The sequence below is a fragment of the Vreelandella zhanjiangensis DSM 21076 genome, from assembly GCF_000377665.1.
GTDB classification, from domain to species: domain Bacteria; phylum Pseudomonadota; class Gammaproteobacteria; order Pseudomonadales; family Halomonadaceae; genus Vreelandella; species Vreelandella zhanjiangensis.
Genome location: NZ_KB898655.1, coordinates 66,858 through 93,260, shown reverse-complemented (window position 1 = coordinate 93,260; position 26,403 = coordinate 66,858). Strand labels below are relative to the sequence as shown.

Sequence of the window (26,403 nt, the reverse complement as noted above, 5' to 3'; positions counted from 1 at the left end):
ATAACTCACGTTATAAAAGTCGAATAAAAGGTTGCACTCATATATAGGTTGGCTACCTTGTTATGGCATGACATTGATCTGAAATTTAATCATACAAGGAGTGGATTAGATGACAGTCAGCAATCTATCTTTCCATAATGTAATGGCACAAAAGCAATATAGTGAGTTAGCGGATGTGCCCTCTTCGGCCCATGCAAAAGCGCAGGATGTTTATCCTTCGAGGCTGGCCGAGCCACCGAAGGAACTCTGGCAGCCTCGTCAGGATGCAGTAATAAAAGGTCAGCATTTATCCGGCCCATTAAGTAAAGCGCAACTGGAAGAATTCGAGCGTAAAGGATTTCTTTTTATCCCTAATCTTATTAGTGGCGATGAACTTGATGAGTTGCGCGATGAGATGCAGGCGTTAATGAGCACGGACGAATACCGTCATCAGGATTTCAGTATTACCGAGCCTGAAAGTAATGAAATCCGCTCGCTGTTTGCGGTGCATAAGTTATCAGCGCGCTTGGGTGCCTTGGCAAGCGATGAGCGTGTAGCGGGCGCGGCGCGGCAGATCATCGGTGATGATCCATACGTGCACCAGTCACGCATAAACTATAAGCCAGGGTTTGCCGGTAAAGGGTTCAACTGGCATTCAGACTTTGAAACTTGGCATGCGGAAGACGGTATGCCGGGTATGCACGCCGTGAGCGCCTCGTTAATTTTGACCGACAATCATGAGTTCAATGGTCCGCTGATGCTGATTCCCGGCTCGCACAAGAAGTTTGTGCCGTGCCTGGGAGAAACGCCTGAGGATAACCATAAGAGTTCGTTAAAAGCGCAGGAGGTGGGTGTGCCAAGCCCTGAGGCGCTGACTGAGCTGGTGGCCGAACACGGCATTGAAGCGCCCAAGGGAAAAGCGGGCGGACTGCTGCTGTTTGACTGCAATACTCTGCATGCTTCGAATGCCAACCTGTCGCCAGACCCGCGCAGCAACGTATTCTTTGTATTTAATCGCCCGGATAATCGTTGCCGTGAGCCGTATGCGGCTCCCAAGCATCGCCCGGATTTTCTTGCTCATGCGCCTGATGACAGTCAGTCATTAGCTAAGTGATTTTCCGACTAGCGACAATCGCGTATTAGGTTGTGGAACATGCACATAGGTAGGGTAGACTGTTGCGTCTGTCGTTAAGAACGCGGCACGTATAATGAGAAGGAGAATACCCCCCATGCGTCTTGTTCCACAATTTACTGATGGTCAGGCATTTTCCCATGCGTTGGGCAAAGTCGTGTGTGTTGGCCGCAACTACGCTGACCATGCCAAAGAACTCAACAACCCGGTGCCTAGCGAGCCGCTGATATTTATCAAGCCAGCCACCAGCGTTGTCGATATTACGCAGCCGCTTAACCCGCCTTTTTCGCGTGGTGATGTGCACTACGAAGCTGAGCTTGCGCTGCTAGTGGGTGAAACAATTACCCATGCAACGCCTGATGAAGCAGAACGTGCGATTGTGGGGATCGGGCTTGCTCTGGATTTAACCCTGCGTGATGTACAAGCGCAGCTGAAAGAGAAAGGTCACCCATGGGAAATCGCCAAAGGTTTCGATGGCGCATGTCCGCTATCTCAATTTTTACCGCTTAGCCGCGTACCCAACTGGAACGCGCTCACCTTTACGCTTGAAATCGATGGCGAAGAGCGCCAGCACGGCGAAGGTTCGGATATGATTTTTGCGATCCCGTCACTGGTCGCAGAAATGAGTCGTCACTTCACCCTGGAGCCTGGCGATGTGATTTTAACCGGTACCCCAGCAGGCGTTGGTGAGCTATCTCGCGGTATATCATTACGCTTGACCCTGACCGGTGGCTTGGAAATTAATACGTCGGTAGTTGAGTAAACCAACTGGTTGAGTAAGCTAACGTTTTGCTATTAAAAAACGCCCCAAGGTTGATCCCAAGGGGCGTTTTTTTATGCCGCAGGTATTACTTCAAGGCGTTACTCTAAAGGCGCTACTCTAAATAGGTATAGCCTTCCAGCCCTTCGCTCAGGCTGGCCGCAAAGCTTTCACGCTCCTGATCGGAAAAACCGCTCTGCGCTATTTGCTCGGTCAGCTTACGTTTCAACACCTCTGCATCAAAGTTGACGTAAGCCAGTACGTCCGCCACGGTATCACCAGCAAGCGGGTTGGAAAGCACCCATTCACCGTGTTCGTTTAAGGCGGCATCTACCGAGTCGGTATCGCCGAAAAGGTTATGTAAGTCGCCAAGAATTTCCTGATAAGCGCCTACCAGGAAAAAGCCTAGCCAGCGCTCATCTTCTGAAGGCCACTCAGGCAACGGCAGCGTGCTTTCCACGCCCTGGCCATCTACGTAGCTGTCAATCCGCCCGTCAGAGTCGCAGGTAATATCCTGAATAACCGCTCGGCGAGTCGGCGGCTGGTTTAATCCGCTCAAGGGGAGCACGGGAAAAATCTGCTCAATGCCCCATACGTCGGGCACCGACTGAAAAAGTGAGAAATTAACGAACAGCTTGTCAGCCAGCTTCTCCGCCAGTTCGTCCATGATTTCACGATGGGCACGGTTGCGAGTATCAAGCAGGCTGCGCAGGCGGGCACAAGCCGCTAGATAAACCCGCTCGCCTTCAGCACGGGCGTTGATATCGCTTAACCCTAGGACAAAACGGTCTTGAAGTTCACTAACTGCTTGTAGCAAATCGTGCCACGCTTCCACCAGCATGCGCGGTTCCTGAGGCGTGGCAAGCTGGTCAAATACGCGCCATAGGGCATCGACCTGTATATCGTCTTGCGGTGATTTTTCAGGGGGCGTATCGTCGATACGCTCCTCGCCAATCACGTTGGTAATCAGCACCGCGTGGTGCGCAGTTAAGGCCCGCCCTGACTCGCTAATTAAGTGCGGTTGAGGCAGGTCGGCTTCTTCGCACAGCTGGGCGAAGGCGCTGACTACATTGCGCGCGTACTCGCGCATCGAGTAGTTGGCCGAACAGTAGCTACGCGAGCGAGTGCCTTCGTAGTCGATGCCCAGGCCGCCGCCGACGTCTACCGTATCAATCGGCGCACCCAGGGTGATGAGGTTCTGATAAAACCGCGCGCACTCACGTAAGCCGCGCTGAATGTCGCGAATATTGGCGATCTGCGAGCCCAGGTGAAAGTGCACCAGCTGAAGGCTCGCCAGCGCATCTTGGGCACGCAGCGTTTCGACCACCTCAAGAATCTGGCTGGCGGTCAGGCCGAACTTGGATTTCTCCCCACCGGTATTCTGCCACTTGCCCTTGCCTACAGAGGCAAGCCGGGCGCGCAGGCCAATGCGGGGCGTAACATCAAGCTCCCGAGCCTCATCCATTATCAGCTCAAGCTCGGAAAGTTTTTCCACCACCAGATAAACGCGATGGCCGAGTTTTTCGCCCAGCAGGGCAAGGCGTACGTACTCGCGATCTTTATAGCCGTTACACACAATCAGCGATGAGCCGCCGTCTGACAGGGCAAGAACGGCCAAAAGCTCGGGCTTGCTGCCTGCTTCAAGGCCCACTCGGCCATTGCCACGCTCGGAGGTTGCCAGAATCTCTTCCACCACGCGGCGCTGCTGGTTAACCTTGATCGGATAAACCGCGGTATAGCCGCCCTGGTAGTCAATATCGCTCATGGCCGCGTCAAAGGCGCCGCACAGCTGTTCTACCCGGTCATGAAGAATGTCGCTAAAACGCACGAGTACCGGCAAACGCAGACCTGCATCCTGCAATTGGCACACCAGCTCACGCAAGGGTAGAGCAGGGCCTTCAGCATCGGTGCCTAAGGGACGTACCAGCGCTTGTCCGTGGTCGTCGACATCAAAGTAGCCGCTGCCCCACTGATCGATATTCCATGTGCGGCGGGCACTTAGTGCCGATCCGTTCGTCTGCGTTGCACTCATAAATCAGCCTCAGGCAGTGGTAAGGCGCCATACGCAATGCGCGCGTTTAAAATGGTATGAAAACGCTCAGGGTCGTGGGGCGTCAAGTCATGAGCGGGTGGGTCGACATAAACCACCAACAAGCGCGACAGCCAATAGCGTAGCGCGGTCATGCGCAGCATTATCGGCCATACGTCGCGCTCATCCGGTGTTAGCGGGCGACGTGCCTGATAGGCGCTCAACACGGCGTTATAGCGCTTGGCATTGAGCGTGCCGTCCTCGTTGGAGGCCCAGTCGTTGATCACAATGGCCAGGTCAAATAGGAGATCCCCGGTGCAGCCGTTGTAAAAATCGATAATGCCGCCCAGGCGATCACCGTCGAACAGGGTGTTGTCGCGGAACAGGTCGCCGTGGATCGCGCCTTGGGGCAACTTGTCGTACTGGCTAAAAGCGCTTTCGAAGTCCTCGACCTCGTTTTTCATCAAGGTCTGGTCATCCGGGCTTAAGTAGGCCAGCACCTTATGGTGCATGGCCTGTAGCCAGTGCAAATCGCGTGGGTTCGGTCGGTGGCCGGTAAAGTGCTGCGACACCACGTGCAAACGCCCCAGCGTATCGCCCAATGCTGCGCACTGGGTCAGATTGGGGGCATCGGGATGCCGGCCCGGCATACGCGGAAACAGCAGGGCAGGCTTATTGGCCAAACTGTGCAGTGCGATGCCGTCGCGGTCATGAACCGGGCCGGGAACCGGAAGGCGGTGCTCGTCCAGATAATCAAGTAGCTCCACAAAGAACGGAAGCTCCTCGTGTTCACCTTGTTCAAACAGGGTTAGCACCAGTTCGCGGCGTTCAGTAGTAACAAAAAAGGTCGAATTTTCCGTGCCGCCCGCTACTCCTTGCAGAGAAACAAAGCTGCCAACATCGAATTTGTCTAAAAACGCAGCGACCTGTGCGTCGCTAAGCGGAGTAAATACAGCCATTAAGGTCTCGCCCAGGTTGCTAAGCCCATTATTGTAGCGGCTTGCTGGCTGAGTTGGCAGCGTTGTTAAACGCTTAAGCTGATTTGTCTGGACGGTTTGTTTCAGCCCGCAGCGCTTAGCGCGTATCATGAAGCTATACTTTTTTTGCAATGGATATTGGTTATGGCCCGTGCTCCGATCGTGCTCGTCGATGGTTCCTCGTACTTGTATCGTGCCTTCCACGCGTTGCCGCCGTTAACAAACACCAAAGGGCAGCCGACGGGGGCTGTGAAGGGCGTGCTCAACATGCTCAAGCGGTTGATCAAGGATTATCCGCAAAGCCCCATGGCCGTGGTGTTTGACGCCCCAGGCAAAACCTTTCGCGATGAGCTCTTTGAAGACTACAAGGCGCATCGCCCGCCGATGCCTGACGATTTACGCAGCCAGGTAAGCGCGCTGCATGCCTGCGTAAAAGCCCTAGGCTTGCCGCTTTTATGCATCGAGGGCGTTGAAGCGGATGATGTGATTGGCACGCTGGCCCACCACGCGACGCAAGCCGGGCGTGATGCAGTGATCTCAACCGGCGATAAAGATATGGCGCAGCTGGTTAACGCGCATATTACGCTGGTCAATACCATGAAGGATGAAACACTGGATGAAGCCGGCGTGGAAGGCAAGTTCGGTTTGCCGCCTTCAATGATTATCGATTTCCTCGCTCTGATGGGCGATAAGGTGGATAACATTCCCGGCGTGCCGGGCGTGGGTGAAAAAACCGCGCTTGGCCTGCTGCAAGGCATGGGCGGCGGGCTGGACGCCATTTATAGCGATCTCGACCGGGTTAAAACGCTCTCGTTTCGCGGTGCCAAGACGCTGTCCAAAAAGCTTGAAGAGCATCGCGAGCAGGCCTACCTCTCCTATCAGCTAGCCACGATCAAAGTCGACTGTGATTTGCCGGTTGGCCTGGATGATCTGGACATCGCCCATCCGGATCGTGAAAAGCTGGTGGAGCTTTATCAAGAGTTGGAATTTAAGCAGTGGTTGGCCGAACTGCTAGAAGGCAAAGATGAAGGCGTTGATGACGTAAAAGGCGGCGAACCGGTGCCCGCCAAAGCCGAGGAAACCAGCGATGCGGTGCCCACCAGCAGCCAGAACCGTCAAGACCATGTCATCGTTGATCAGAGCGAGCTCGACGCCTGGCTCAAGCGGCTCAAAAGCGCCACGCGGTTCTGCTTTGACCTGGAAACTACCAGCCTGAATTATATGGAAGCCGAAATCGTGGGTATTGGCCTGGCGCTGGAAGCCGGTGAGGCGGCCTACATTCCGCTGGCCCACGACTACCTGGATGCTCCCGCTCAGCTGGATAGAGCCAAGGTTCTAGCCGCACTTAAGCCGCTGCTTAAAGATCCAAAGATCATCAAGATCGGCCAGAATCTCAAATACGATATTTCCGTGCTGGCCAACTACGACATCGAGGTAGCCGGTCCGCTTGCCGATACCATGCTGGCCTCTTACGTGTTGAACTCCACGGCGACACGTCATGATATGGATTCGCTGGCGCTTAAATACCTGGGCGAGAAAACCATCTCGTTTGAAGAGATCGCCGGTAAAGGCGCCAAGCAGCTGACCTTTAACCAGATCGCGCTGGAGCAGGCGGTACCTTACGCCTGTGAAGATGTGGATATCACCCTGCGCCTGTACGATGCGCTGCGCCCGCAGGTAGAAAGCGAAGGGCGCCTGGCTGAGGTGCTGGATCATCTGGAGCTGCCGTTGATCAAGGTGATTTCCCGCATTGAGCGTAACGGCGTGGCGATTGATGCCGAACGCCTGCACGAGCAGAGCCAGCAGTTGGATAAGCGTATTCGTGAGCTGGAGATTGAGGCGTTTGACTTGGCAGGGCGCGAGTTTAATCTGGGTTCACCCAAGCAGCTCGGGGAAATTCTGTTCAATGAGCAGAAGATTCCAGTAATCAAGAAAACCCCGAAAGGCGCTCCGTCAACTGCCGAAGGGGTGCTTGAGGAGCTGGCACTGGATTACCCGTTGCCTAAGGTCATCATGCAGCACCGTGGGCTTGCCAAGCTGAAGTCCACTTATACCGATAAACTCCCGCGCCTGATTAACAAGGCAAGTGGGCGAGTGCATACTAGCTATCACCAGGCGGTCACGGCTACCGGACGCCTCTCTTCCTCTGATCCGAACCTGCAGAATATTCCCATCCGTACCGAAGAAGGGCGCAAGATTCGTCAGGCGTTTATTGCCCGGCCTGGCTATAAGATCGTGGCCGCCGACTACTCGCAGATCGAGCTGCGTATCATGGCGCATCTTTCCGAGGATAAAGGGCTTTTGGAAGCGTTTGCCGAGGGGCGAGATATTCACACGGCGACCGCCGCAGAGGTGTTTGGCACCGCGCTTGATAAAGTTTCCAATGATCAGCGGCGCAGTGCCAAGGCGATCAACTTCGGGCTGATTTACGGCATGAGCGCCTGGGGGCTGGCGCGCCAGCTGCGTATCGATCGCAATCAGGCGCAAACCTATATCGACCGCTACTTTGATCGTTATCCGGGCGTGGCCCGTTATATGGAGCGGATTCGCACCCAGGCGGCGGAAGATGGCTTCGTTGAAACCGTGCTGGGGCGGCGCTTATACCTGCCGGAGATTCACTCGCAGAACCGCAACCGCCGCCAAGGCGCCGAGCGTACCGCGATCAACGCGCCCATGCAGGGCACGGCTGCGGATATCATCAAACAGGCCATGATTGATGTGGATGCCTGGCTTGCCGGCGGCAAGCTTGACGCGCTGATGGTCATGCAGGTACACGATGAACTGGTGTTCGAGGTTAAAGAGGATCAGGTAGAGGAGTTTATGCGCGAAGTGCAGACGCGCATGCAGGCGGCTGCCGAGCTTAAAGTGCCGCTGATTGTCGAGGCCGAAAGCGGCGCTAATTGGGATGAAGCGCACTAAAGCATCCAGCAAAACGGCCCGCCATTTGGCGGGCCGTCAGGTTACCAATACAACTGGGGCGATAAACTCTGATGCGGTCTCGGGTAACTCGTAGCGGGGGTCTTTCGCCATGGATGGCGAAAGTAGCGTCCAAGGATGGATTCACAGCGCCCCCGCGTAGAGTTACCCGGGACCGCTACCCACCAGGCTTTATCAGCCTCTACGCCCGCCAAATGGCGGGCCGTTTAGTTTGCATGGGGAGGGCTTAGCGCCAGCCCACGCGGTCAAAAATACGGATGGCTTCGGGATTATTCTCACCCAGCACATTGATATTCAGCTCATCCTTTTTGAAATCACCCCACGACTCCAGAACCGGGTCTTTCTTGATGCCGGCGACGGCCGGGAATTCATAGTTGCGCTCGGCGAGTATTTCCTGGGCACCGTCAGAGGATAAAAACTCCAGGAATTTAATGCCGTTTTCAGGATTTTGCGCATTGGCGACCAGGCCCGCACCGCCAACGTTAACGTGGGTGCCACGATCATTTTGATTAGGGAAAATTACCCCCACCTTGCGGGCTGCTTCACGGTCAGATTCGGTGTCTGAATGGAGCATACGAACATAGTAGTAATGGTTGGCAACGGCCAGGTCACACTCGCCGCTGGCAACGCCGAGGATCTGGTCGGTATCGCCACCTTCGGGATTACGCGCCAGGTTGTTGACTACGCCCTGGGCCCACTCCTGCGCACCTTCTTCACCGTGGTGCTCAATCATTGATGCAAGCAGCGACTGGTTATAGATGTTGTTGGAGGAGCGAATGCAAAGCTTGCCTTCAAACTGCGAATCCGCTAAATCTTCGTAGCTTTCGATCTGGCTGGGGTCGAAGTTTTCGCGGTTATAAAAAATCACTCGGGCGCGCTGGCTAAAGCCAAACCACAAGCCGTCTGGCTGGCGCATCGACTCAGGCAGACGCTCGTTGAGCACCTCAGAATCCACACTTTGGAACAGGCCATCCTGCTCTGCCCGCCAGAGCCTGCCCGCATCGACGGTCAGCATTACATCCGCGGGGCTGGCAATGCCCTCACGCTGCATGCGTTCCATCAATTGATCGGAGTCGCCTTCCAGAACGTTCACTTCAATGCCTGTCTCGTCGGTGAACGCTTTATACAGGATTTCATCCGAGTCGTAGTGGCGGGCAGAGTAAATGTTGACCGCATCGGCAAGTGCTGTGCTTGATACAGCAGCGCCCGCAAAAATAGCGGCAATGGAAACTGAAAGGCGTCTTGTTTTCATATAGTTAGCGTCCTAAATGATTATGATAATAAGTTGCATTAAGTTTTGTCATTGAATACTTTCACAGTACCCGCGTCAAGAAAAAACAACAAGGTGTTCGTGGTTATGCAACCCTGCGTGCATATCAAGCGAATGAAAAATACAATGGCATTGATATTCAATGCAGCCTGCCGAGCAGCACGCCAAAAGTGCTGGCTAAGTGAGACGCTGGTTAAATGAGGTAATAGTGACATTATGGCAGTAACCGTATCAGCTCCCGAGAACGCCACGCTACAGGCCCTTTCGCTACACAATGTCCACCATACTTATGCGGGAAACCAGGTGGTGAAAGGTGTCTCGTTAGAGATTGCCCCAGGAGAAGTCGTTTGCCTGCTGGGGCCATCGGGGTGCGGTAAAACTACACTGTTACGTATTGCCGCGGGGCTGGAAATCCTTCAGCAAGGAAGCGTCAGCCTGGAAGGGCAGGCCATTGCAGCGCCCGGTCAGCGCCATTTGCCGCCGGAGAAGCGTAACGTCGGGCTGGCGTTTCAGGACTCGGCGCTTTTCCCCCACTTGAGCGTGCTGGAAAATGTCACCTTTGGTCTCAAGCAGTTGCCCTCGCGTCAGCGCCGTGAGCGCGCGGTCGAGCTGTTGGCTCAGTTGGGAATGGCGGACTACATCGATACCTATCCGCATATGCTGTCTGGCGGTCAACAACAGCGCGTTGCCTTGGCCCGGGCGCTGGCGCCAACACCCAAGCTGATGCTGCTCGACGAACCCTTTTCAAGCCTGGATGCGCGCCTGCGTGACCGCATTCGCGACGATACGCTGCACGTGCTGAAGAAGCTTGGGTCAGCCACGTTACTGGTGACCCACGACCCGGAAGAAGCCATGTTCATGGCCGACCGAATTGCTCTTATGCGTGACGGACGGATTATTCAAACGGGCACGCCGCGTGAGCTTTACTGCACGCCGGTCGACCCGTTTGTAGTGACCTTTTTTGGTGAGGTAAATGAGCTCAGCGGCACGGTGAATAATGGCCGTGTGCAGACCCCGGTAGGCGAGATAGATGCCAGCTGGCTGCCCGAAGGCCATAAGGCGCGGATCATGATTCGACCGGAAGCGCTGCGGCTTCAGGAGCGCGACTTGCCAGCGGACGCTCACCGGCATAGCCATGTCGTCATGGCGAAGCTACTGGGCCGTTCCAGCCTCATTCACCTGTGCGCCCACGGGGCTGATGGCCAGGAGGCGCATCTACATGCCCGCGTGCCCGGTGTCTTTCTACCCCAGGAGGGCCAGCCGATTGATATCGACCTGGACCACTCTCAGGTGTTTGTTTTTCAGGATGAAGCTTAGGTAGAACTGCCCAGTAGATTTACTGAGCATGGCTGCCGGGCCGAGCCCGGCGCATGGCCAGGCTAAGCAGAATCACCGGCAAGATACCCACCACCACAATGGCCAGCGACGCGGTGGAGGCCTCAGCCAAGCGCTCATCTGATGCCAGGCTATACGCGCGTACCGCCAAGGTATCGAAGTTAAACGGCCGCAAGATAATCGTCGCGGGCAGCTCCTTCATCACATCCACAAACACAAGAATTCCGGCGGCCAACAGGCTGCTGCGCATCAGCGGCGTATGAATACGGCGTAGCGTGCCGCCCGCCGTTTGGCCCAGAGTGCGCGAGGCGGCGTCCATATTGGGGGTGACTTTGCCAAGGCTTGCTTCAACCGCATTAAACGACACGGCTAAAAAGCGCACCACGTAGGCGTAGATTAAAATAAACGCCGAGCCGCTAAACACCAGGCCGATAATTTTTCCGTAGTGGGCGTGTAGCCACGTATTCAGCGTGCTATCCAGCCACGCGAAGGGAATCAAGATACCCACCGCCACCACCGAACCGGGAATGGCGTAGCCCATGGCGGCGACCCGGGTAAATAGCCGGGCACCGGGTGAGTTATGTAGCCTGACGCCATAGCTCAACAGCACGGCAAGGCCCACGGCAATCAACGCCGCGACCGTGGCAAGGCTTAAGCTGTTGGTAGCAAAACGGATAAAGCGCGTTCCCAGCAGGGCGTCGCCCTGCTGAATGGCAAGGTTCAGCAAGATACCGCTCGGTAATAAAAAGCCGATGATGATAGGCAGCAAGCAGGCAAGCGTTGCGCCGAGGGCACGCCAGCCGTGCAGGCGGTACTCAGGCAACTGTTGGTAGCGGTTGGTGGTATGAAAATAGCGCCGCTTCCCACGCGAGAAGCGCTCCAGTAACACCAGCACAATCACGAATGTCAGCAAACAGGCTGCCAACTGAGCGGCTGCCACGGGCTCGCCCAGTCCAAACCAGGTGCGGTAGATGCCGGTGGTAAAAGTATCCACGCCAAAAAACTGCACCGCGCCAAACTCGTTGAGGGTTTCCATCAGTACCAGTGAAACGCCGCCCACCAGGGCGGGGCGTGCCAGCGGTAGGGCAACGCTTGCAAACAGGTGCCAAGGGCCACGACCCAGCGTGCGCCCTACATCAAGCACGCACACCGATTGCTCCAGAAAAGACGCCCGGGCAAGCAGATAAACGTAGGGATACAGCACAAACGTGATCAGCGTCGCGGCGCCGCCTAGCGAGCGCACGTTGGGGAAGTAGTAGTCGCCGTACTGCCAGTCAAACCACCCACGTAGCGCACTCTGTAGCGGTCCTGCCACCTGCAAAAAATCCGTGTAAGCGTAGGCGATGACATAGGTCGGTACCGCCAGCGGTAATAAAAGCGCCCACTCGAAGATTCGTTTGCCCGGGAAGCGACACATCACCACCAGCCAAGCGCTACCGGCGCCAATGATTAACGTACCCAGCCCTACCCAGAGCACGAGCCAAAAGGTATTCGACAGATAGCGGCTCAACACGGTGCTCGCCAAATGCTGCCAGACGCCTTCGGTGGGCACGAATATATAACTCAAGACGACCAGAATCGGCAGGGCTACCGTCAGCGCAATCAAGAACAGCGCACATGACCAGGGTGTGAGCGACAGCGTAAAGCGGGATATAGCGTCTGGAAGTAGTGCCAATCTTGAACGGCGAGCGGGAATCGGCACGTCGTTGTCTCCTGGGACGAGGCTGTCAGCGCTGACTCGTCAATGCGAAAAAGTAACGGCTGCAAATAGTATCACTTGGACACTGCGGCTGCAGCTAACCCACTATCTATATAAAAAACCCATATAAACCCACCATATAAAAACCCCCGCCTAAGAGCGGGGGAGTAGCGGTAGAAGGGGAGTGCTGAACGTGTTGGCCGGTTAGTAGCCGATCATCAGGCTGGGCAAGCCCGTAACCAGCCAGGGGAAGAAGGCCATTAATACACAGGCCAGCAGTATAAGTGCCACAAACGGTACCACGGCTTTATACAGATCGACGATCTCGACTCCAGGCGGAGCCACGCCTTTCAGGTAGAACAGCGCGTAGCCAAACGGCGGGGTGAGAAACGAGGTCTGCAGCACCACGGCCACCATGACCACAAACCACAGCGGGTCAACGCCCATCTGCTGAATGATGGGCAGCATGATGGGAAAGCTCAGCAGCACGATACCGGTCCAGTCGAGGAACATGCCCAGCACAAACACCAACAGCAGCATCATGATCAGCGCACCGGTATTGCCGCCGGGCATGGCCAGCAGCAGGTCTTGAATTACCTGCATACCACCGCCGCGGGAGAACACGCCGGTAAATGCCGTAGCACCGACCAGTACCAGCATCACCATGGTGGTGGTCTTGCCGGCCTCGATCAGCGTTCTAAAACAGGTGGAAAGCCTTCGGTCACCAAAGATCAGAAACAGAATAAACGCGATGAAAACGCCGATGGCAGAGGCCTCTGTCGCGGTGGCAATCCCGGTAAACAGTGCGCCAAGTACCCCAAGGATCAACGACATGGGCGGCACCACATACTTGCCCAGCATGATTAAAAGCTGCTTGGTGCTAACTTCCGCGCGCTCCTCTTTAGGCACTGGCGGACCGTAAGACGGTTTAAAGTGACAGATCAGCAGGACGTAAAGTGCATACATCACGCCCAGCATTAGCCCAGGCACCATGGCACCCGCAAACAGTGCACCCACCGAAACCGGTGAGTAGCTCGCCATCAGGATCAGCATGATGCTGGGGGGAATCAGAATGCCCAGGCAGCCGCTGGCCATGATCACCCCGGCACTGAGCTCCTTGTTATAGCCATACTTGAGCATGGGTACTAGAGCAATCATGCCCATCACTGCAATGGAGGCGCCGACAATACCGGTCGTCGCGGCCAGGAGTACCGATACAATGACCACAGTCAGGGCTAATCCGCCGCGCAGGTTGGCCAGCAGCAGGCGCATGGCGTCAAACATTCGCTCGGTAACCCCGGAGTCATTCAGAAAGCGCGCCATGAGTACAAAAAGGGGTATTGCCACGAGTACGTAGTTATCCATGGCATTGCCGTAGATATTGTTAATCAGCGTGCCGAGTACTCGCTCCCCAGGGCCAAGAAACGCGCCGATAACCGCTACCCCGCCCAGCACGAACGCAAGCGGGTGGCCCATGAAAAGCCCAACCAGCAGGCCGCCAAACATGACTAATGCGAGCAATTCGGGACTTAAGTTCATGCCGGTGTCTCCTCGCGCAGCTGCATAATGGCCCGCAGAACAATGGCAATGGCCTGGAGCAACAGCAGGACCGCCGCCAGCACAATCACGCCCTTGATGGGGTAGACCGGAATCGACATCATGCCGTAGGTGGTTTCGCCACGGCTAAACGCGCGATCGAAAAACAGCCACCCGTACTTGAGCAGCATCCAGATAAACGGCACGAAGAAAACCACATAGCCCATCAGCTCAAGCAGCGCCTGTTTTTTGCGCGATAGCAGGCGTTTTAGAACATCCACTTCTACATGAACATGGTGACGTAGCCCGTAGGCGGCCATCAGCATGAAGTGCGCGCCAAACAGCATCTTGGTGATATCAAATGCCCAGTCGCTGGGACGGCCGAACACAAAACGGGAAACAATATCGAACAGTACAATTAGAGTAATGATGGCAATCAGCGGCGCAATCAGGCGTCCAAACGCTTCATTGAGCGCATCAATGGCTTGGGCAACTGCATTCATGGGAGATCTCCGGTCAGCACAACAACCGCCCCGGCTGTGCCGGGGCGAAACATGAGCGCCTTACAGGCAAGCTTCGATCTCTTCCAGAGAAGGCAGATTGTTCATGGTGCGGCTCATATTGAAAGGCACTGAAACGTCACGCCACGTTGCGTACTCCTGCAGGTACGTAATCATGGAGTGATAAACCTTGGCGTGATCGGGGTTTTCACAGGCGCCCTGTACGATGACCTGGTTAGTGACGTCTTGAATGCGCGCCAAATCCTCTTCGGAGAACTGGTTGATCGTCACTCCCGCATCGATAAATTGCTGGGTGGCGGCGTTGGATTCGTACTCAGACCAAGCCAGCGACCAAGCCATGGTGGCATCAGCGGCGATACGCAGCTTCTCCTGGGTCTCTTCGGAAAGCGCGTTCCAGGCATCCATGTTGATCATGACACCAAACACGCTGGCGGACTGATGCCAGCCTGGCGTTGCCCAGTTGTCAGCAACTTCGGCAAAGCCTGCCTTGAAATCCACGCCTGGAGTCGAGAATTCGCCGGCATCAATCACGCCACGCTCAATCGCCTGATATACCTCACCCCCGGCAAGCGTTACCTGTGAGCCGCCTAACTGTTCCAGAACACGGCCCTGGTCACGTCCTGAGAGACGCAGGCGCTTGCCTTCAAGGTCGGCGATGCTCGCGATCGGCGTGCGACCCATAAAGCCAGACTCGTTATTGGTAATGCCGTAGGGCAGGTACATCATGTTGTACTGGCCATAAATCTCTTCGTAGAGTTCACGGCCACCCCACTGCTGAATCCAGTTAAGATAGTCGACGCCGTTAAACAGGCTGGTGGTGGTTGCCAGTGGAGAGAACGCGGGGTTTAAGCCTGCCCAGTAGCCGGGCCAGTCACCGGCGGCTTCGATACTGCCGGTTTCCGTGGCATCAAACACTTCTGTGCCAGGCATTAGCGTACCGCCGGACCGAAAGTTGATCTGTACTTCGTCGCCGGCAAGTTTATTAACCAGTTCTACCCAGTGTTGATCAATCTGAACCAGATCAAGGTTATCCGGCCAGGTAGAGGTCATCGTCCACTGTTCTTGGGCTTGTGCAGTAGTGGTGAGCGCGGCGAACGTGATGCTAGCCGCAAGCGTAGTGAGGCTGAATCGAGCAATCGTTTTCATGTTATTTTTCCTGGTTGGCTTAAGGCATTATTAGTGTTTGTTACCGCAATGCAGGAAAGTGCAATAAAGGAGCTAACGTTTACGTAAAGTAGAGAAAGCACCGGCTGCACCGCTAAATTAGCACACTCTTACTGCTGCGGTGCAACCTGAGCAGGATAAGCAAAAACCGCTACTTAAAGTTTTATGAAAGTTTTATATTCATTTTAATCAGTAGGTTACATTTTTATTGTGAGCTTTTTACATGCTTGGCCAGAGCCAGTAACGTTGAAAAACGCCTTTTTGTTCAACCAAAGTTCTAAAAAAAGTTTTCGAGAAATAGTGGGTCTTAGGAGTCTTGATGCCAACGTGGTCACACGAAAGGTTGACGAAAACGTTAAGTATGCCAGGTAAGTCGCCCCTGCCAGCGTTAATGGCCCATGCCAAACGCTTACACAGGCGTGGGTGGCGGCAGTTGGTATGGCTTACGGGAGAGCCCGGTGAGTGCCGTGATCAAGCTCTCAAACTATGGCAGGGCGCTTGTTGGCAAGCGCCTTTATGGGTTGCCCATCAGGCAGATAATACGCCGGTTGAGCCTTGGATCACGCCGCGCAAAGCGCGCACGCGTTTGGGGGCCGAGCACCAGCTTGTCGTAATGGATGCCAGTGGCAGCGCAGGCTTTGACCCTGAAGCATTGGGGGCGCTGGCGGGTACGCTGACGGCGGGCGGCTTGCTGGTGCTGATAACGCCTTACCCTTGGGGTGAGCGCCCAGACCCTGATTATGCCCGGTTTGCCGATCACCCCTGGCAGTGGGAGCAGTTAACCGCCCACTATTTAGCGCGCTTGGCTCGCCTGCTTGACGAGCGCACGGATATCGTCACTTGGCACGCGCCCTGGCGGCCGCAGCTACCCCGCTTGAGCGCACGCTTAGCGCACCAAGAGAGCGTTAACGACAGCGCATGCGCTACGCCCGATCAGGCAACTACCGTTACCCAACTGGTGAACTTAAAGCGCCGCCGCCCGCTGGTCATTACCGCTGACCGTGGGCGGGGCAAAAGCGCCGCCCTGGGAATTGCCTGTGCGCGGCTTCTAGAAAACGGCACGTCATCTATCGTCGTGACTGCTCCGCGCTTGAGCGCGGTGGAAAGCCTGTTTGCACGTCTGGAAGCTCTCTGCCCAGAGGGGGCACGTATCACGCCCAGCCGCTTTCAGCTCGCGAATAAAAGCGAGCTGTGCTTTTTGCCTCCTGATGTGCTCACCGAGCAGGTGGCGGCCAAGAAACTGGGGGGCGATGGCAGTTATTTAATGGTTGATGAAGCGGCGGCGATTCCGGCTTCCCTGTTGGCTCAGTGGCTTACGGCATTTCCGCGGATTGCGTTTGCGACCACTATTGATGGCTATGAAGGTTCTGGGCGCGGGTTTGCGCTGCGCTTTCGCGATGTGTTGGCGCGGCTTACTCCGCAATGGAAGGCCCTAACACTGACTACCCCTATTCGCTGGGCTGGGGGGGACCCGCTTGAGGCAACGGTCAACCGGCTGCTGTTGTTAAAAGCGCCTCTACCGGTCTCTGATCAGTGCGATCAAGCGTCAGCCTCTTATACGCTCGAGCGCGCCGAGCTTGCTCAAGACGAAACTGCTCTTGAGGCTATGTTTGGCCTTCTGGTGCAGTCTCATTACCGTACGTCGCCCAGCGATTTGCGTCAGCTTTTGGACGGGCCGGGCACTTCGCTGCGGCTGATAGGGCAGAGCAGCGCACCGCAGGCCGTATTGGTGGCCCGTGAGGAGGGCGGCTTTACGCCTGAGCTTGCCGAGCAGGTGGCGTTGGGGGTGCGACGCCCTCAGGGCCACCTGATGGCCCAGTCTCTTGCCGCGCATATGGGCAGCCGCGCTGCGCTTACCGCTCGTTGGCGGCGTGTGGTACGGATTGCCACGCATCCTGAACGCCGCCGGGAAGGATTGGGCCAACAGCTGATTGCCGAAGATAGTCGCGAGGCCGCAGACCAAGGTGTGGCGCTATATGGCGCCACGTTCGGCGCGGAAGCATCTCTGCTACGCTTCTGGCTGGCTCAAGGGTTTCAGCCCGTGCGCTTGGGCATTACGCGTGAAGCGGCCACCGGGGAATTTGCGGTAATGGTGGCCAGGGCGCTGAACGCTGAGGGCGAGAGCGTATTAAGTAGCTTAACGTCAAGCTTTAGCGCGTCACTACCGGGGCTGCTGGCGTTCGAATTAACAACGTTACCGCCTGACGTGGTGGCGGTATTGCTGAGAGCGCTGCCTTCAATGCCGCTCACTGCTGAAGAGTGCCAAACCATCAACGATGTAGCGCATGGGCACCGTGACCCGGTATTAGCGCGGGCGGCGCTTCAAGCGCTGGCGCGTGAAACCAGTCGCCTGCAGGATATAAGCGCTGCCACTGCACACCAACAGTTAGCGGCGTGGGCGTTTCAAAATCGCCCTTTAGCGGCAGCACACGGTGATAGCGTGCGTGCGCTGCGCCAAGTTGTTGAACTATTAGCCTCACAATACATACTTTTCCCGCATCGTTCGGAGGAGTAAAGTGGGGCGATTACTGATAATGAAGAGTTTTTATGAACGCACATTTAGACGCGTTGACGCCGTCCATCGTTTGGCGCCACTTTCGTACGCTGTGTAACACCCCGCGCCCGTCTGGGCAGGAAGCCGCGCTGGTCGCGATACTCGAAGCCTGGGCCGATGCTCAAGGGCTTGCCCACGACCGTGATAGCTTTGGCAATTTACGTATTTGTAAACCGGCCTCGCCCGGCTGTGAGCAGGCACCGGGGGTTATTCTGCAGGGTCATTTGGATATGGTGGCCCAAGCCAATTCCGACAGTACCCATGATTTCACGCGTGACCCCATCAGTACCTATGTAGCCGATGGTTGGCTGCACGCCGAGGGCACAACCCTTGGGGCCGATAACGGAATGGGCGTAGCGGCTATTCTTGCCGTGCTTGAAGATGCAGAGCTTACCCATGGCCCGCTTGAAGCGCTGTTTACCCTTGAAGAAGAAACCTCCATGGGTGGCGCGCTCAACTTGGCCGAAAACTGGCTGAAAGGCTCATTGCTGCTCAATTTGGATAGTGAAGACCGCGGCGAAGTGTATATCGGCTGTGCGGGTGGTGCCGACGTGGTGGTTGATGCGCTCCTGCCGGGGACCGCGCTGCGTGACGATGAACAGCTGATTGAAATTTCCCTAACGGGTTTAAAAGGCGGTCATTCCGGGATCGATATTCATAAGCCGCTAGGCAATGCCAACCGCCTGTTAGTGCGGGCACTGCGCACCCTGGAAGCGTTTGATGCACGCCTGGTGAGCTACCAGGGTGGCACGCTACGTAATGCCATCCCCCGCGAAGCGTTTGCTCAGCTTGCCCTGCCCGCTAACGACGTGGATGCCGCTTTTGACGCGCTGAAGACGCTGGAAAATACCCTGCGTGCCGAGCTAAGTACGGGCGATAGTGGTTTGGTGTTGAGCGCCACGCGAAGCGTAAATCATGAGGCCTTCGAGCCGCTAACTCTGGATGCCAGCACTATGCTGGTAGCGGCGCTACATGCCGCGCCGTGCGGAGTTGAGCGTATGAGTGCCGATGTGCCGGGCGTTGTGGAAACCTCCAACAATCTAGGCGTATTAAGCCTTAAAGCGGGGCGTCTGCACCTGTGCGCGCTAGTACGCTCCCTGCACGATACGGCAACCGCTGCCTTAGCTGACCGCTTTCAGGCGCTGTTTGGGTTAATTGGCGCGCGCGTGCGTGTGGAGAACAGCTACCCCGGTTGGGTGCCTCACCCAGGCAGTGCGTTACTTGCCATCTTTAATAAGCGCCATGCCGCTCTGTTTGAGCAGGAACCTGCGGTTAAGGTCATTCATGCGGGGCTTGAGTGCGGCATTATAGGCAGCAAATACCCGCACCTGGATATGATCTCGTTTGGCCCGCTGATTCGCGGCGCCCACTCACCGGACGAGCGCGTAGAGCTTGCCTCGGTCGATGAGTTCTGGCGCATGCTGCGTGCGTTGATGGAAGATTTGGCTAAGAAAGGCTAGCTAATATCAGGCACATAAAAAACGGCACCGCTTTGAACTGACCCCATAAATTTGGACAGTAAAAAACTAAGCGGCCAAGGCCTGATTTCGGTACTGTACCGGACTCAGGCCTTTTAGCTTGATCTTAATGCGCTCGTAGTTGTAGTAATGGATATAGCGTCGGATGCCCGCCTGTAACTGTTCAATATTGTCGAACCGGTTCAGGTAGAAATATTCAGACTTCAGCGTTCCAAAGAAGCTCTCTATGGCGGCATTATCGAGACAATTTTCCTTGCGTGACATGCTCTGGATCACACCATACTCCGCGAGTTTGCGCCGGTAAGCAGGCATCTGATATTGCCAACCTTGGTCGGAATGCAGTAACGGCGCCTCTTGGTTGGCCAGCTTGGCCAAGGCTTTCTTGAGCATCCCCCCTACCAGCGAGAACTGCGGCCGCTTCTGTATTGAATAGGACACGATTTCCCCATTGTAGAGATCCATTACAGGCGATAAGTACAGCTTTTCACCTCGGACATTGAACTCCGTAACGTCGGTGACCCACTTTTGGTTGGGGCGTTCAGCCTGAAACTGACGGGCAAGAAGATTGGGAACACTGGCCGGTTGTCCACGATAGGAACGGTATTTCTTCGGGCGCACCAATGACTTCAATCCCAGATGCTGCATCAGACGTTGAACTGTTTTGTGGTTGACCTGCTCTCCCGCTTGGCGCAACGCTGCTGTAATTCGTCGATAGCCGTAGCGTCCTTTGTGTCGCTCGTAGAGAGCGTGAATTCGACGCTTCAGACCAGCATGTCGATCATCCAGCTGCTGAACCCTTACCTGATAATAGAAGGTGCTACGCGACAGTTCGGCTACTTTTAGCGGCATCGGCAAAGGGTGGCCTTGCTTCAGTTCAAGGACTACCCGCGCTTTTTCTGCGCGGCTTGCTCTTTGGCCTGACGCAAGGCCCTCAACTTTTTTAGGTAGGCCACCTCAGCACGCAAGTACTCATTCTCTTGGAGCAGCTGCTCCAGAGAACTCTTTTCAGGCAATGGCAGTGGGGGCTTCGGTGGCTCTGTCGTAGGCATCTTCGTTGGTCGTCCTCGGGCTTTAGGCTCCAAGGCTTGGAAGCCTCCTTCATGATACTGACTTTTCCACCGCCGTACGACGCCCGTTCCACCTCGGATATCGAACAGCGTCGTCGCTTGTAAAGCTGATAGCTCCTCTTGCCTCATCTGTTGCAACACCGCTAATTTGAACTCGGCGCTGTAATGGCTGAACTTTTTCTGCAAGCCACTGAGACCATGCTGTTCATAGTGTTTAACCCAACGCCTGACGGTTGTAGGGCCAAGACCGTACTGCCTGGCCAGACTCTTGTAACCTTGTGGTCCTTCTGCGTAGCTTTGCACTACTAATAGTTTGAACGCTTCATTGTGTTTCGCCATGAAAAACACCCCAATCGTTGGATAAGTGTCCAACTTTTGGGGTGCAGTTCACTTAGGTGCCGTTTGTGTATCTATATCTGCGACGAGCGCTTATTACTTACCGAGGTAAGCGTTCAGCATCCAGATGGTTTTTTCCTGCTCACGAATATAGTCACTGGCGAGTGATGCAGTACCTTCGTCATCGGCATCCGAGGCGAATGACAGTACTTCACGCTGCAGCTCGATCAATGTCTGGTAGCCTTTTAACACGCCATTCACGCACGCCTTACCATCGTGAACGTCTTTATCTTCCTGAATGTGAGAAAGCGTGGCGTAGTCGCTATACGCATGTACCGGCTTATGGCCCAGGGTGAGAATACGCTCGGCGACTTCGTCTACCTTGGTCAACAGGTCGGTATAGAACTCTTCAAATTTGACGTGCAGCTCGAAGAAATCGCTACCCTTGACGTTCCAGTGGTAGCCGCGCACGTTCATGTAAAAGATCTGATAGTTGGCCAGCAGGTGATTAAGCTTTTCAGCCAGCTGGCTGGCGCTGCTTTCATGTAAGCCAATGCTATTGGTATCGGTCATGTCGTACCTCCATGTTGGAGCCGGGTGAAACGGCTATCAAATCGTTTGATTAGCATAAAACGTTGCTAGGGCGCTGCAAACCAGGTTTTGTGTATCGCGCCCATAGCCTTATAACATTGCGTTTACCGCTATAACGTTTGCGCTCTCACTGAGTAATGCTGGCGCGGGCAGGGTTTTTCAAGGGGCGATGTTTTCAAGGGCGATGTTTTCAAGGGCAGTGTTTTCAAAGGGCAGGGTTTTCAAAGGGCGAGGGGGTTATCCACACCCGGATAATACTTTCACAGCGCGCCGCCAGCAGTTCAGCGGTTCTGGGCAGCGCCTGTTCCAGGGTCATGGGGCCATCGGCCAAGGCAAACGCCGCTGTTACGCCTTCATCAAGACATGCCTGCCAGCCGTCGCCCAGGCTGCCAGCGAGAATGATGACGGGCTTGCCAAGACGCTGGGCCGCGCGGGCAACGCCGATAGGCGTCTTGCCCGACATGCTCTGCCCATCCAGTCGGCCTTCTCCGGTAATCACAAGGTCGGCGTTATTGAGCAGGGCGGGCATATCGGCCTGCTGCATAATCATTTCAATGCCGGGCATCAGCGTGGCATCAAGAAAGGCGCGCGCGGCAAACCCCATGCCACCGGCGGCACCGGCACCCGGTAAGTCGCGATAATCCTTGCCCAATACGCGGGCGCTGATATCGGCAAAGCGGCCCAGGGCGTGGTCAAGCTGAGCCACTTGATCAGGCGAGGCGCCTTTTTGCGGGCCGAATACCGCACTTGCCCCGCGCTCACCTAGCAGTGGGTTATCCACATCCACTGCGGCTTCCACGTTAAGTGACGTTAAGCGCGGGTCAAGCCCCGAAATATCCAGCGTTTCAAGCGCCGCCAACGCCGCACCGCCAGGGGCAAGTGGTGCGCCACTGGTCGCGGTTAGTTTTGCGCCCAGCGCTTGCAGCATACCCGCGCCACCATCGTTGGTGGCGCTACCCCCTAGCAGCAGCAAGGCTTTTTCTGCGCCTTGATCCAACGCGGCCAGGAGCATCTGGCCCACGCCAAAGGTGGAGGTATGCAGCGCGTCACGCTCTTCGGGAGTTAAGTGTTGCAGGCCGCTGGCTTCTGCCAGCTCGATAAACGCGGTACGCTGTTCACCCAGCCACCCCCAAGCGGCTTTGCGGGGGCGGCCAAGCGCATCCTGAACATCGACAACGCAGCGCTTGGCGCCGGTCGCGGCAATCAGTGCATCAAGGCTGCCTTCGCCGCCGTCAGCCATCGGGCAGCAGTGCGTTTGCGCTTGGGGCGCGGCATTAAGGACGCCTTCAGCCATTGCCTTGGCCGCTTGTTCCGCGCTTAAAGCGTCTTTAAAACTATCAGGGCAAAGCAGGATATTCATTGCACGACCTCCGCAAATTATTGTCTTTCATCTATCGTGATATCTTTCATCTATTGTGATAGTAGGCGAGCTTAACGCGCCGCTTGGTGACAGACCAGCCGTGATGAACGTTCGAGGATCTAACATGAAGCCGATACCAATTACGCTAACCTGCCTGTTGGCACTGGCAGGCTGCCAAGTGACGCCAGACCGCTTGCCCCAGGCTGAGCCTGCGCCTTCTGCGGCGTGTTATTTCCCGAACCACGTGGCTGGTGGTGAGCTCGGCGCGCTGCGCCAAAGTGTCGAAGTGCTGACCGAGTGGGGCTTTGAGCTTGATTCCACCGATACAGCATTAGGCCTGGTCAGCGCAAGCCGACAAAAAGCCCTGCATGGTTACTACGATCCGTACGATCGCGCCTATGGATATGGCAGCGGAATGCGCCTTTTCGGTGGGTTGGGTATCGGGCGCGGTAGCGGTGTTGGCGTGGGGCTGGGCTTTGGCGGCGGGCTTCATCAACAGCCCCTGGAGGTCGAGCGGGTGTCGCTGTTAATCAGTGATGAGTCCGTGCGTATCTCTCGTGATATTCGCCGCTTCGACCACCTGGGCGATATACGTGAATCCTACAGCGCGAGTAACCAGGATTTCTGCCAGCGCTTTGAAAGTGCACTCGGACAAAGCAGCCGGCCGATGAGGAGCGTGCAATGAGGCAACGTTGGCGGGTAATCATGAAATGGGCGAGTGTGAGTGCTTTGCTGGCACTACTAGCAGGCTGTGCCACTACATCACCTTCTGCCCCGCGCGAGCTGGTGTATGCCTCCCCGGTAGACACCACGTTTCGAAGCGCGGTCGAGCTGATGATGGAACAGGGTTACGTGATACGCCATGCCGATTTGGCGCTAGGCCGGGCGGAGGGGGCGCTCGCTCGCTGGCCGGAGTATCGTCTGCAGGTTCAGGTGAGCGATGCCGGTCGCGGTAGTCAGGTGAGTGTTGCGGCCTGGCGAGGTAATCAGCCGCTGCCGCCGTATTTGCTGGATCCTTGGCTGGTCAGCTTACAAGCAAAATTGGGATTAGCACCGTGAAGCAAAGCAGTCATCAGGTAATTGAAAGCTCCCGTTTTGCCGCAAAGCGCTGGGCGCTGGCGGCAGGTGTCATCAGCCTTATGTTGAGCCCGCTTGCCGCCGCGCACCCCCATGGCTGGATTGATTTCAGTATCCGGGTCATGACCAATGATGAAGGGGTCGTGCGTGGCTTGCATCAAACCTGGCGGATGGACCCCTTTTACAGTTTGGTAGTATTTGAAGAACTCACCCAGGTAGATGGCGTGAGTCTGGACGAAGGGCTTGATCAGCTGGGCCTGGAAATACGCAATAACCTTGCCTCGCAGCACTACTTTACGGAAATCCGCCGAGATGGTGAGCCGCTGGCGCTGGGCGAGGTCAGCGAATATACCGCCATGGAAAAAGGCGGGCGGCTAATCTTTACATTTATCCTACCCCTGGAAACACCCCAGCCGTTAGCTGGGCACTCCCTCGATTATCAGATATTTGACCCGACGTATTACATTGAAATGGTTCACGAAGCAGAGAACAACCAGCCAACTGACAATGCGCTGGTGCTGCACGGTGAGCCGGCCTGTACGCTAAGCATTCTAGGCGCTGACCCTGATCCTGAATTAGTCATGCAGGCGGCGCTACTGGATGTCGACGAAGACGGCGAGCCGGGGCTGGGGCGCCACTTTGCCGAAACCGGCCATATCGACTGCCGCTAATCGGATGCGACTTTCATAAAGCGGTGAAGCTTTCATTGATCAAAATAGGGTGTGTTATGCAGTCGCTTGTAATGCGTAGGCCTTGGGCTTTGATCGCTCTTTTAGTGATTTGTGCGGTGGTGTTGGTATGGGGGTTACAAGGTGGTCTACAGGGGATGAGCTATCAGCTACTCGCCTGGCAGCGGGAACTTCACCGCGCGCTTACCCTGGCGATTACCGAACTTGCCCGTGAGCCCTCGCATGCCACCTGGTGGGTGTTATTAAGCGTAAGCTTTGGCTATGGCGTTTTTCATGCCGCAGGGCCAGGCCATGGCAAAGCGGTACTGGCAACGTATTTAGCCTCCCATGGTGGTGCCACCCGGCGGGCGCTGGGGCTTTCGTTTGCCGCTTCAATACTGCAAGGCGTTACCGCGATTGCCATGGTCGCCATTCTGGTGCATGGACTAGGGTGGCTGACGCGCCAGGCCATGGGGAGCGTTGTGTGGGTCGAGCAGGCAAGCTTTTTACTGGTAACGCTGCTGGGTGTCTGGCTATGCGTTCGGGCTTACAAGCAGCTGCGCAACGCCTATCGTCCGGTGAGTTCGATGAAGTTTCAGCCTTTAACCCAGGATCACGACCACAGTCGTCCTCATAACCACAATCACAGCCATCACCATAGCCACGACCACGGGCATCATCACTGCTGCGGTGGCGCGCATCATATTGAGCCGCAGCAGGCACTGGACTGGCGCACTGCCGTGATGACCGTTTTCGCGATTGGTATGCGCCCCTGCAGCGGCGCGGTGTTGCTACTCGGTGCGGCCAGCCTGCTGGGCCAGTTTTATGTTGGCGTGCTATCCGTATTGGCCATGTCGCTGGGTACCGGGATTACCGTATCAGCACTTGCGCTGGCCAGCGTCTTTGCGCGCCGGTGGGCCACGCGGCGTTTAGCCAAGCAGCAGCGCGTATCCCAACACCTTCACAAGGCGGTCGGTTGGGCGGCGCTTGCTGGGGGCTTAGTGATTATCCTGCTCGGCGTGACGCTTTCGATTGCCAGCGTTTCCCAGCCCGCCAGTACGCCGCTGTTTGGTGAGCCGCCGGCCAGGCAGGGTAACCCGTTGATGCGTTGAGCGCAGGTCAATCAACCGCCAGACGATCAATATGAGCGATCAACTGATCACGCAGGCTGGCAAGCTGATCTAGCGCATAAGGCTCCGCGCTGCCGTTACCCCATACCGGCGCGGGCCAGGTCGCATCAGCGTGCTTTCGCACCACGACATGAATATGTAGCTGCTGCACCACATTGCCCAGCGTTGCAATATTGAGCTTGTCGCCGTCAAAGAGCGTTTTCATCACGCTACCCAGCTGGGTGGCTTCTCGCCATAGCTGGGCCTGATCTGCGTCGGATAGCTCGAATACTTCGCTTACGTTATCCAGACGGGGCACTAAGATCACCCACGGATAGCGCGCATCGTTCATCAACAGCGCCCGGCAAAGCGGCAGGTCGGCAATCGGAAACGTATCGGCTTCCAGGCGTTGATCAAGGGCAAAAGTGTTCAATGGGCGCGCTCCGTAGGCGTGTTGAGGTTTGGCGTAGATAAGAGTGGAAATATGTAGGTGAGCACGCAGAATATAGTAAGTGAGACAAGAAAATGAAGGTAGTCGTAGAAACTAAGTCACGGAATACAGGCGAAATTGCCAAAACGCTGTTACGCTGAAAGTACTCCTCAGAAGGGCAGACAATGCCAGAGGAGATTTCTGTTGGCTGACACGTTAAGGAGAACATCCATGAAAAAGCTTTTAGCGACGAGTCTTATCCTTTTGATGACGGCTGGCGCCTTAGCCGGTTGCAACACCATTTCTGGCGCTGGCAAAGATGTACAGGAAGGCGGTCAAGCTGTACAGGACGCCGCTAGCTGAGGTTAGTGAAACCTTGACGATGTCGAGCGGG

General features: G+C 55.9%; 22 protein-coding genes. 11 read left to right on the top strand and 11 right to left on the bottom strand.

Going from position 1 to position 26,403, the window contains the following annotated elements; translation table 11 throughout:
- Window positions 1-109: 109 nt before the first annotated feature.
- Together thpD and D467_RS0117665 are read left to right on the top strand one after the other, a co-directional pair.
- Window positions 110-1,093 (top strand): ectoine hydroxylase, encoded by a 984-nt coding sequence (gene thpD / locus D467_RS0117670; protein WP_018918873.1) that lies wholly within the window; start codon window positions 110-112, stop codon window positions 1,091-1,093.
- A 115-nt stretch (window positions 1,094-1,208) separates the two neighbouring features.
- Window positions 1,209-1,874 (top strand): fumarylacetoacetate hydrolase family protein, encoded by a 666-nt coding sequence (locus D467_RS0117665; protein WP_018918872.1) that lies wholly within the window; start codon window positions 1,209-1,211, stop codon window positions 1,872-1,874.
- 112 nt (window positions 1,875-1,986) lie between these two features.
- Here D467_RS0117665 and speA read toward each other — a convergent pair whose 3' ends face one another.
- Together speA and D467_RS0117655 are read right to left on the bottom strand one after the other, a co-directional pair.
- The gene (gene speA, locus D467_RS0117660; protein WP_018918871.1) at window positions 1,987-3,903 is read right to left on the bottom strand and encodes a biosynthetic arginine decarboxylase; all 1,917 of its coding nucleotides are present in this window, start codon (window positions 3,901-3,903) and stop codon (window positions 1,987-1,989) included.
- Complete coding sequence (locus D467_RS0117655; protein ID WP_026285834.1) at window positions 3,900-4,859, bottom strand: homoserine kinase; 960 nt, start codon at window positions 4,857-4,859, stop codon at window positions 3,900-3,902. Before D467_RS0117655 ends, speA begins: the two co-directional genes overlap by 4 nt.
- A gap of 162 nt (window positions 4,860-5,021) precedes the next feature.
- Between D467_RS0117655 and polA the strand changes: the two genes are divergently transcribed.
- A complete protein-coding gene (gene polA / locus D467_RS0117650) occupies window positions 5,022-7,796 on the top strand; it encodes a DNA polymerase I (RefSeq protein WP_018918869.1) in 2,775 nt (924 codons plus the stop codon).
- A gap of 244 nt (window positions 7,797-8,040) precedes the next feature.
- Here polA and D467_RS0117645 read toward each other — a convergent pair whose 3' ends face one another.
- On the bottom strand, window positions 8,041-9,066 hold the full coding sequence (locus D467_RS0117645; protein WP_018918868.1) for a Fe(3+) ABC transporter substrate-binding protein: 1,026 nt from the start codon (window positions 9,064-9,066) through the stop codon (window positions 8,041-8,043).
- A 234-nt stretch (window positions 9,067-9,300) separates the two neighbouring features.
- Between D467_RS0117645 and D467_RS0117635 the strand changes: the two genes are divergently transcribed.
- Window positions 9,301-10,401, top strand: coding sequence for an ABC transporter ATP-binding protein (locus D467_RS0117635; RefSeq protein WP_018918866.1), 1,101 nt, complete (start codon window positions 9,301-9,303; stop codon window positions 10,399-10,401).
- Between the two features lie 19 nt (window positions 10,402-10,420).
- Here D467_RS0117635 and D467_RS0117630 read toward each other — a convergent pair whose 3' ends face one another.
- The 4 genes from D467_RS0117630 to dctP form a co-directional block, all read right to left on the bottom strand.
- The gene (locus tag D467_RS0117630; RefSeq protein WP_018918865.1) at window positions 10,421-12,121 is read right to left on the bottom strand and encodes an ABC transporter permease; all 1,701 of its coding nucleotides are present in this window, start codon (window positions 12,119-12,121) and stop codon (window positions 10,421-10,423) included.
- Window positions 12,122-12,322: 201 nt separating this feature from the next.
- Window positions 12,323-13,657 carry a TRAP transporter large permease gene (locus tag D467_RS0117625; RefSeq protein WP_018918864.1) on the bottom strand — a complete coding sequence of 445 codons (1,335 nt, stop codon included), beginning with the start codon at window positions 13,655-13,657 and terminating at the stop codon, window positions 12,323-12,325.
- A complete protein-coding gene (locus tag D467_RS0117620; RefSeq protein WP_018918863.1) occupies window positions 13,654-14,157 on the bottom strand; it encodes a TRAP transporter small permease subunit in 504 nt (167 codons plus the stop codon). The genes D467_RS0117625 and D467_RS0117620 overlap by 4 nt, the downstream gene beginning before the upstream one ends.
- 60 nt (window positions 14,158-14,217) lie before the next feature.
- Window positions 14,218-15,321: a TRAP transporter substrate-binding protein DctP gene (gene dctP / locus D467_RS0117615; RefSeq protein ID WP_018918862.1), complete on the bottom strand. Its 1,104-nt coding sequence runs from the start codon at window positions 15,319-15,321 to the stop codon at window positions 14,218-14,220.
- 379 nt (window positions 15,322-15,700) lie between these two features.
- Between dctP and D467_RS0117610 the strand changes: the two genes are divergently transcribed.
- Window positions 15,701-17,854, top strand: coding sequence for a tRNA(Met) cytidine acetyltransferase TmcA (locus D467_RS0117610; protein ID WP_040460637.1), 2,154 nt, complete (start codon window positions 15,701-15,703; stop codon window positions 17,852-17,854).
- Window positions 17,855-17,886: 32 nt separating this feature from the next.
- Window positions 17,887-19,353, top strand: coding sequence for an aminoacyl-histidine dipeptidase (locus tag D467_RS0117605; protein WP_018918860.1), 1,467 nt, complete (start codon window positions 17,887-17,889; stop codon window positions 19,351-19,353).
- Window positions 19,354-19,419: 66 nt separating this feature from the next.
- On the opposite strand, the gene D467_RS19905 is transcribed toward D467_RS0117605, so the two are convergent.
- The 3 genes from D467_RS19905 to D467_RS0117585 form a co-directional block, all read right to left on the bottom strand.
- Window positions 19,420-20,777, bottom strand: a protein-coding gene (locus tag D467_RS19905; protein ID WP_244147848.1) for an IS3 family transposase whose coding sequence is annotated in 2 segments (ribosomal slippage) — window positions 19,420-20,295 and window positions 20,298-20,777 — 1,356 coding nt in all. Because the reading frame shifts where the segments join, the coding sequence is not laid out codon by codon here.
- A 93-nt stretch (window positions 20,778-20,870) separates the two neighbouring features.
- Window positions 20,871-21,347 (bottom strand): Dps family protein, encoded by a 477-nt coding sequence (locus D467_RS0117590; RefSeq protein WP_018918857.1) that lies wholly within the window; start codon window positions 21,345-21,347, stop codon window positions 20,871-20,873.
- 223 nt (window positions 21,348-21,570) lie between these two features.
- Window positions 21,571-22,725 (bottom strand): glycerate kinase, encoded by a 1,155-nt coding sequence (locus tag D467_RS0117585; RefSeq protein ID WP_018918856.1) that lies wholly within the window; start codon window positions 22,723-22,725, stop codon window positions 21,571-21,573.
- A gap of 124 nt (window positions 22,726-22,849) precedes the next feature.
- Here D467_RS0117585 and D467_RS0117580 point away from each other — a divergent pair, with 124 nt between their 5' ends.
- The 4 genes from D467_RS0117580 to D467_RS0117565 are packed head-to-tail and all read left to right on the top strand — an operon-like array spanning window position 22,850 to window position 25,582.
- Window positions 22,850-23,410: a hypothetical protein gene (locus D467_RS0117580; RefSeq protein ID WP_018918855.1), complete on the top strand. Its 561-nt coding sequence runs from the start codon at window positions 22,850-22,852 to the stop codon at window positions 23,408-23,410.
- The gene (locus D467_RS0117575) at window positions 23,407-23,784 is read left to right on the top strand and encodes a hypothetical protein (protein WP_018918854.1); all 378 of its coding nucleotides are present in this window, start codon (window positions 23,407-23,409) and stop codon (window positions 23,782-23,784) included. The genes D467_RS0117580 and D467_RS0117575 overlap by 4 nt, the downstream gene beginning before the upstream one ends.
- On the top strand, window positions 23,781-24,473 hold the full coding sequence (locus D467_RS0117570) for a DUF1007 family protein (RefSeq protein ID WP_018918853.1): 693 nt from the start codon (window positions 23,781-23,783) through the stop codon (window positions 24,471-24,473). The genes D467_RS0117575 and D467_RS0117570 overlap by 4 nt, the downstream gene beginning before the upstream one ends.
- 56 nt (window positions 24,474-24,529) lie before the next feature.
- On the top strand, window positions 24,530-25,582 hold the full coding sequence (locus D467_RS0117565) for a nickel/cobalt transporter (protein ID WP_051081754.1): 1,053 nt from the start codon (window positions 24,530-24,532) through the stop codon (window positions 25,580-25,582).
- Window positions 25,583-25,589: 7 nt separating this feature from the next.
- Here the strand turns inward: D467_RS0117565 and D467_RS0117560 are convergent, their stop codons facing one another.
- Window positions 25,590-26,012, bottom strand: coding sequence for an HIT domain-containing protein (locus D467_RS0117560; RefSeq protein ID WP_018918851.1), 423 nt, complete (start codon window positions 26,010-26,012; stop codon window positions 25,590-25,592).
- Between the two features lie 228 nt (window positions 26,013-26,240).
- Between D467_RS0117560 and D467_RS0117555 the strand changes: the two genes are divergently transcribed.
- Window positions 26,241-26,372, top strand: a complete 132-nt coding sequence (locus tag D467_RS0117555) for an entericidin A/B family lipoprotein (RefSeq protein ID WP_018918850.1) — start codon at window positions 26,241-26,243, stop codon at window positions 26,370-26,372.
- The last annotated feature ends 31 nt before the right edge of the window (window positions 26,373-26,403 follow it).

Coding starts and splice junctions, on each gene's coding strand:
- thpD (WP_018918873.1), top strand. CDS start 110: ATGACAGTCAGCAATCTATCTTTCCATAATGTAATGGCACAAAAGCAA.
- D467_RS0117665 (WP_018918872.1), top strand. CDS start 1,209: ATGCGTCTTGTTCCACAATTTACTGATGGTCAGGCATTTTCCCATGCG.
- speA (WP_018918871.1), bottom strand. CDS start 3,903: ATGAGTGCAACGCAGACGAACGGATCGGCACTAAGTGCCCGCCGCACA.
- D467_RS0117655 (WP_026285834.1), bottom strand. CDS start 4,859: ATGGCTGTATTTACTCCGCTTAGCGACGCACAGGTCGCTGCGTTTTTA.
- polA (WP_018918869.1), top strand. CDS start 5,022: ATGGCCCGTGCTCCGATCGTGCTCGTCGATGGTTCCTCGTACTTGTAT.
- D467_RS0117645 (WP_018918868.1), bottom strand. CDS start 9,066: ATGAAAACAAGACGCCTTTCAGTTTCCATTGCCGCTATTTTTGCGGGC.
- D467_RS0117635 (WP_018918866.1), top strand. CDS start 9,301: ATGGCAGTAACCGTATCAGCTCCCGAGAACGCCACGCTACAGGCCCTT.
- D467_RS0117625 (WP_018918864.1), bottom strand. CDS start 13,657: ATGAACTTAAGTCCCGAATTGCTCGCATTAGTCATGTTTGGCGGCCTG.
- D467_RS0117620 (WP_018918863.1), bottom strand. CDS start 14,157: ATGAATGCAGTTGCCCAAGCCATTGATGCGCTCAATGAAGCGTTTGGA.
- dctP (WP_018918862.1), bottom strand. CDS start 15,321: ATGAAAACGATTGCTCGATTCAGCCTCACTACGCTTGCGGCTAGCATC.
- D467_RS0117610 (WP_040460637.1), top strand. CDS start 15,701: ATGCCAGGTAAGTCGCCCCTGCCAGCGTTAATGGCCCATGCCAAACGC.
- D467_RS0117605 (WP_018918860.1), top strand. CDS start 17,887: ATGAACGCACATTTAGACGCGTTGACGCCGTCCATCGTTTGGCGCCAC.
- D467_RS0117590 (WP_018918857.1), bottom strand. CDS start 21,347: ATGACCGATACCAATAGCATTGGCTTACATGAAAGCAGCGCCAGCCAG.
- D467_RS0117585 (WP_018918856.1), bottom strand. CDS start 22,725: ATGAATATCCTGCTTTGCCCTGATAGTTTTAAAGACGCTTTAAGCGCG.
- D467_RS0117580 (WP_018918855.1), top strand. CDS start 22,850: ATGAAGCCGATACCAATTACGCTAACCTGCCTGTTGGCACTGGCAGGC.
- D467_RS0117575 (WP_018918854.1), top strand. CDS start 23,407: ATGAGGCAACGTTGGCGGGTAATCATGAAATGGGCGAGTGTGAGTGCT.
- D467_RS0117565 (WP_051081754.1), top strand. CDS start 24,530: ATGCAGTCGCTTGTAATGCGTAGGCCTTGGGCTTTGATCGCTCTTTTA.
- D467_RS0117555 (WP_018918850.1), top strand. CDS start 26,241: ATGAAAAAGCTTTTAGCGACGAGTCTTATCCTTTTGATGACGGCTGGC.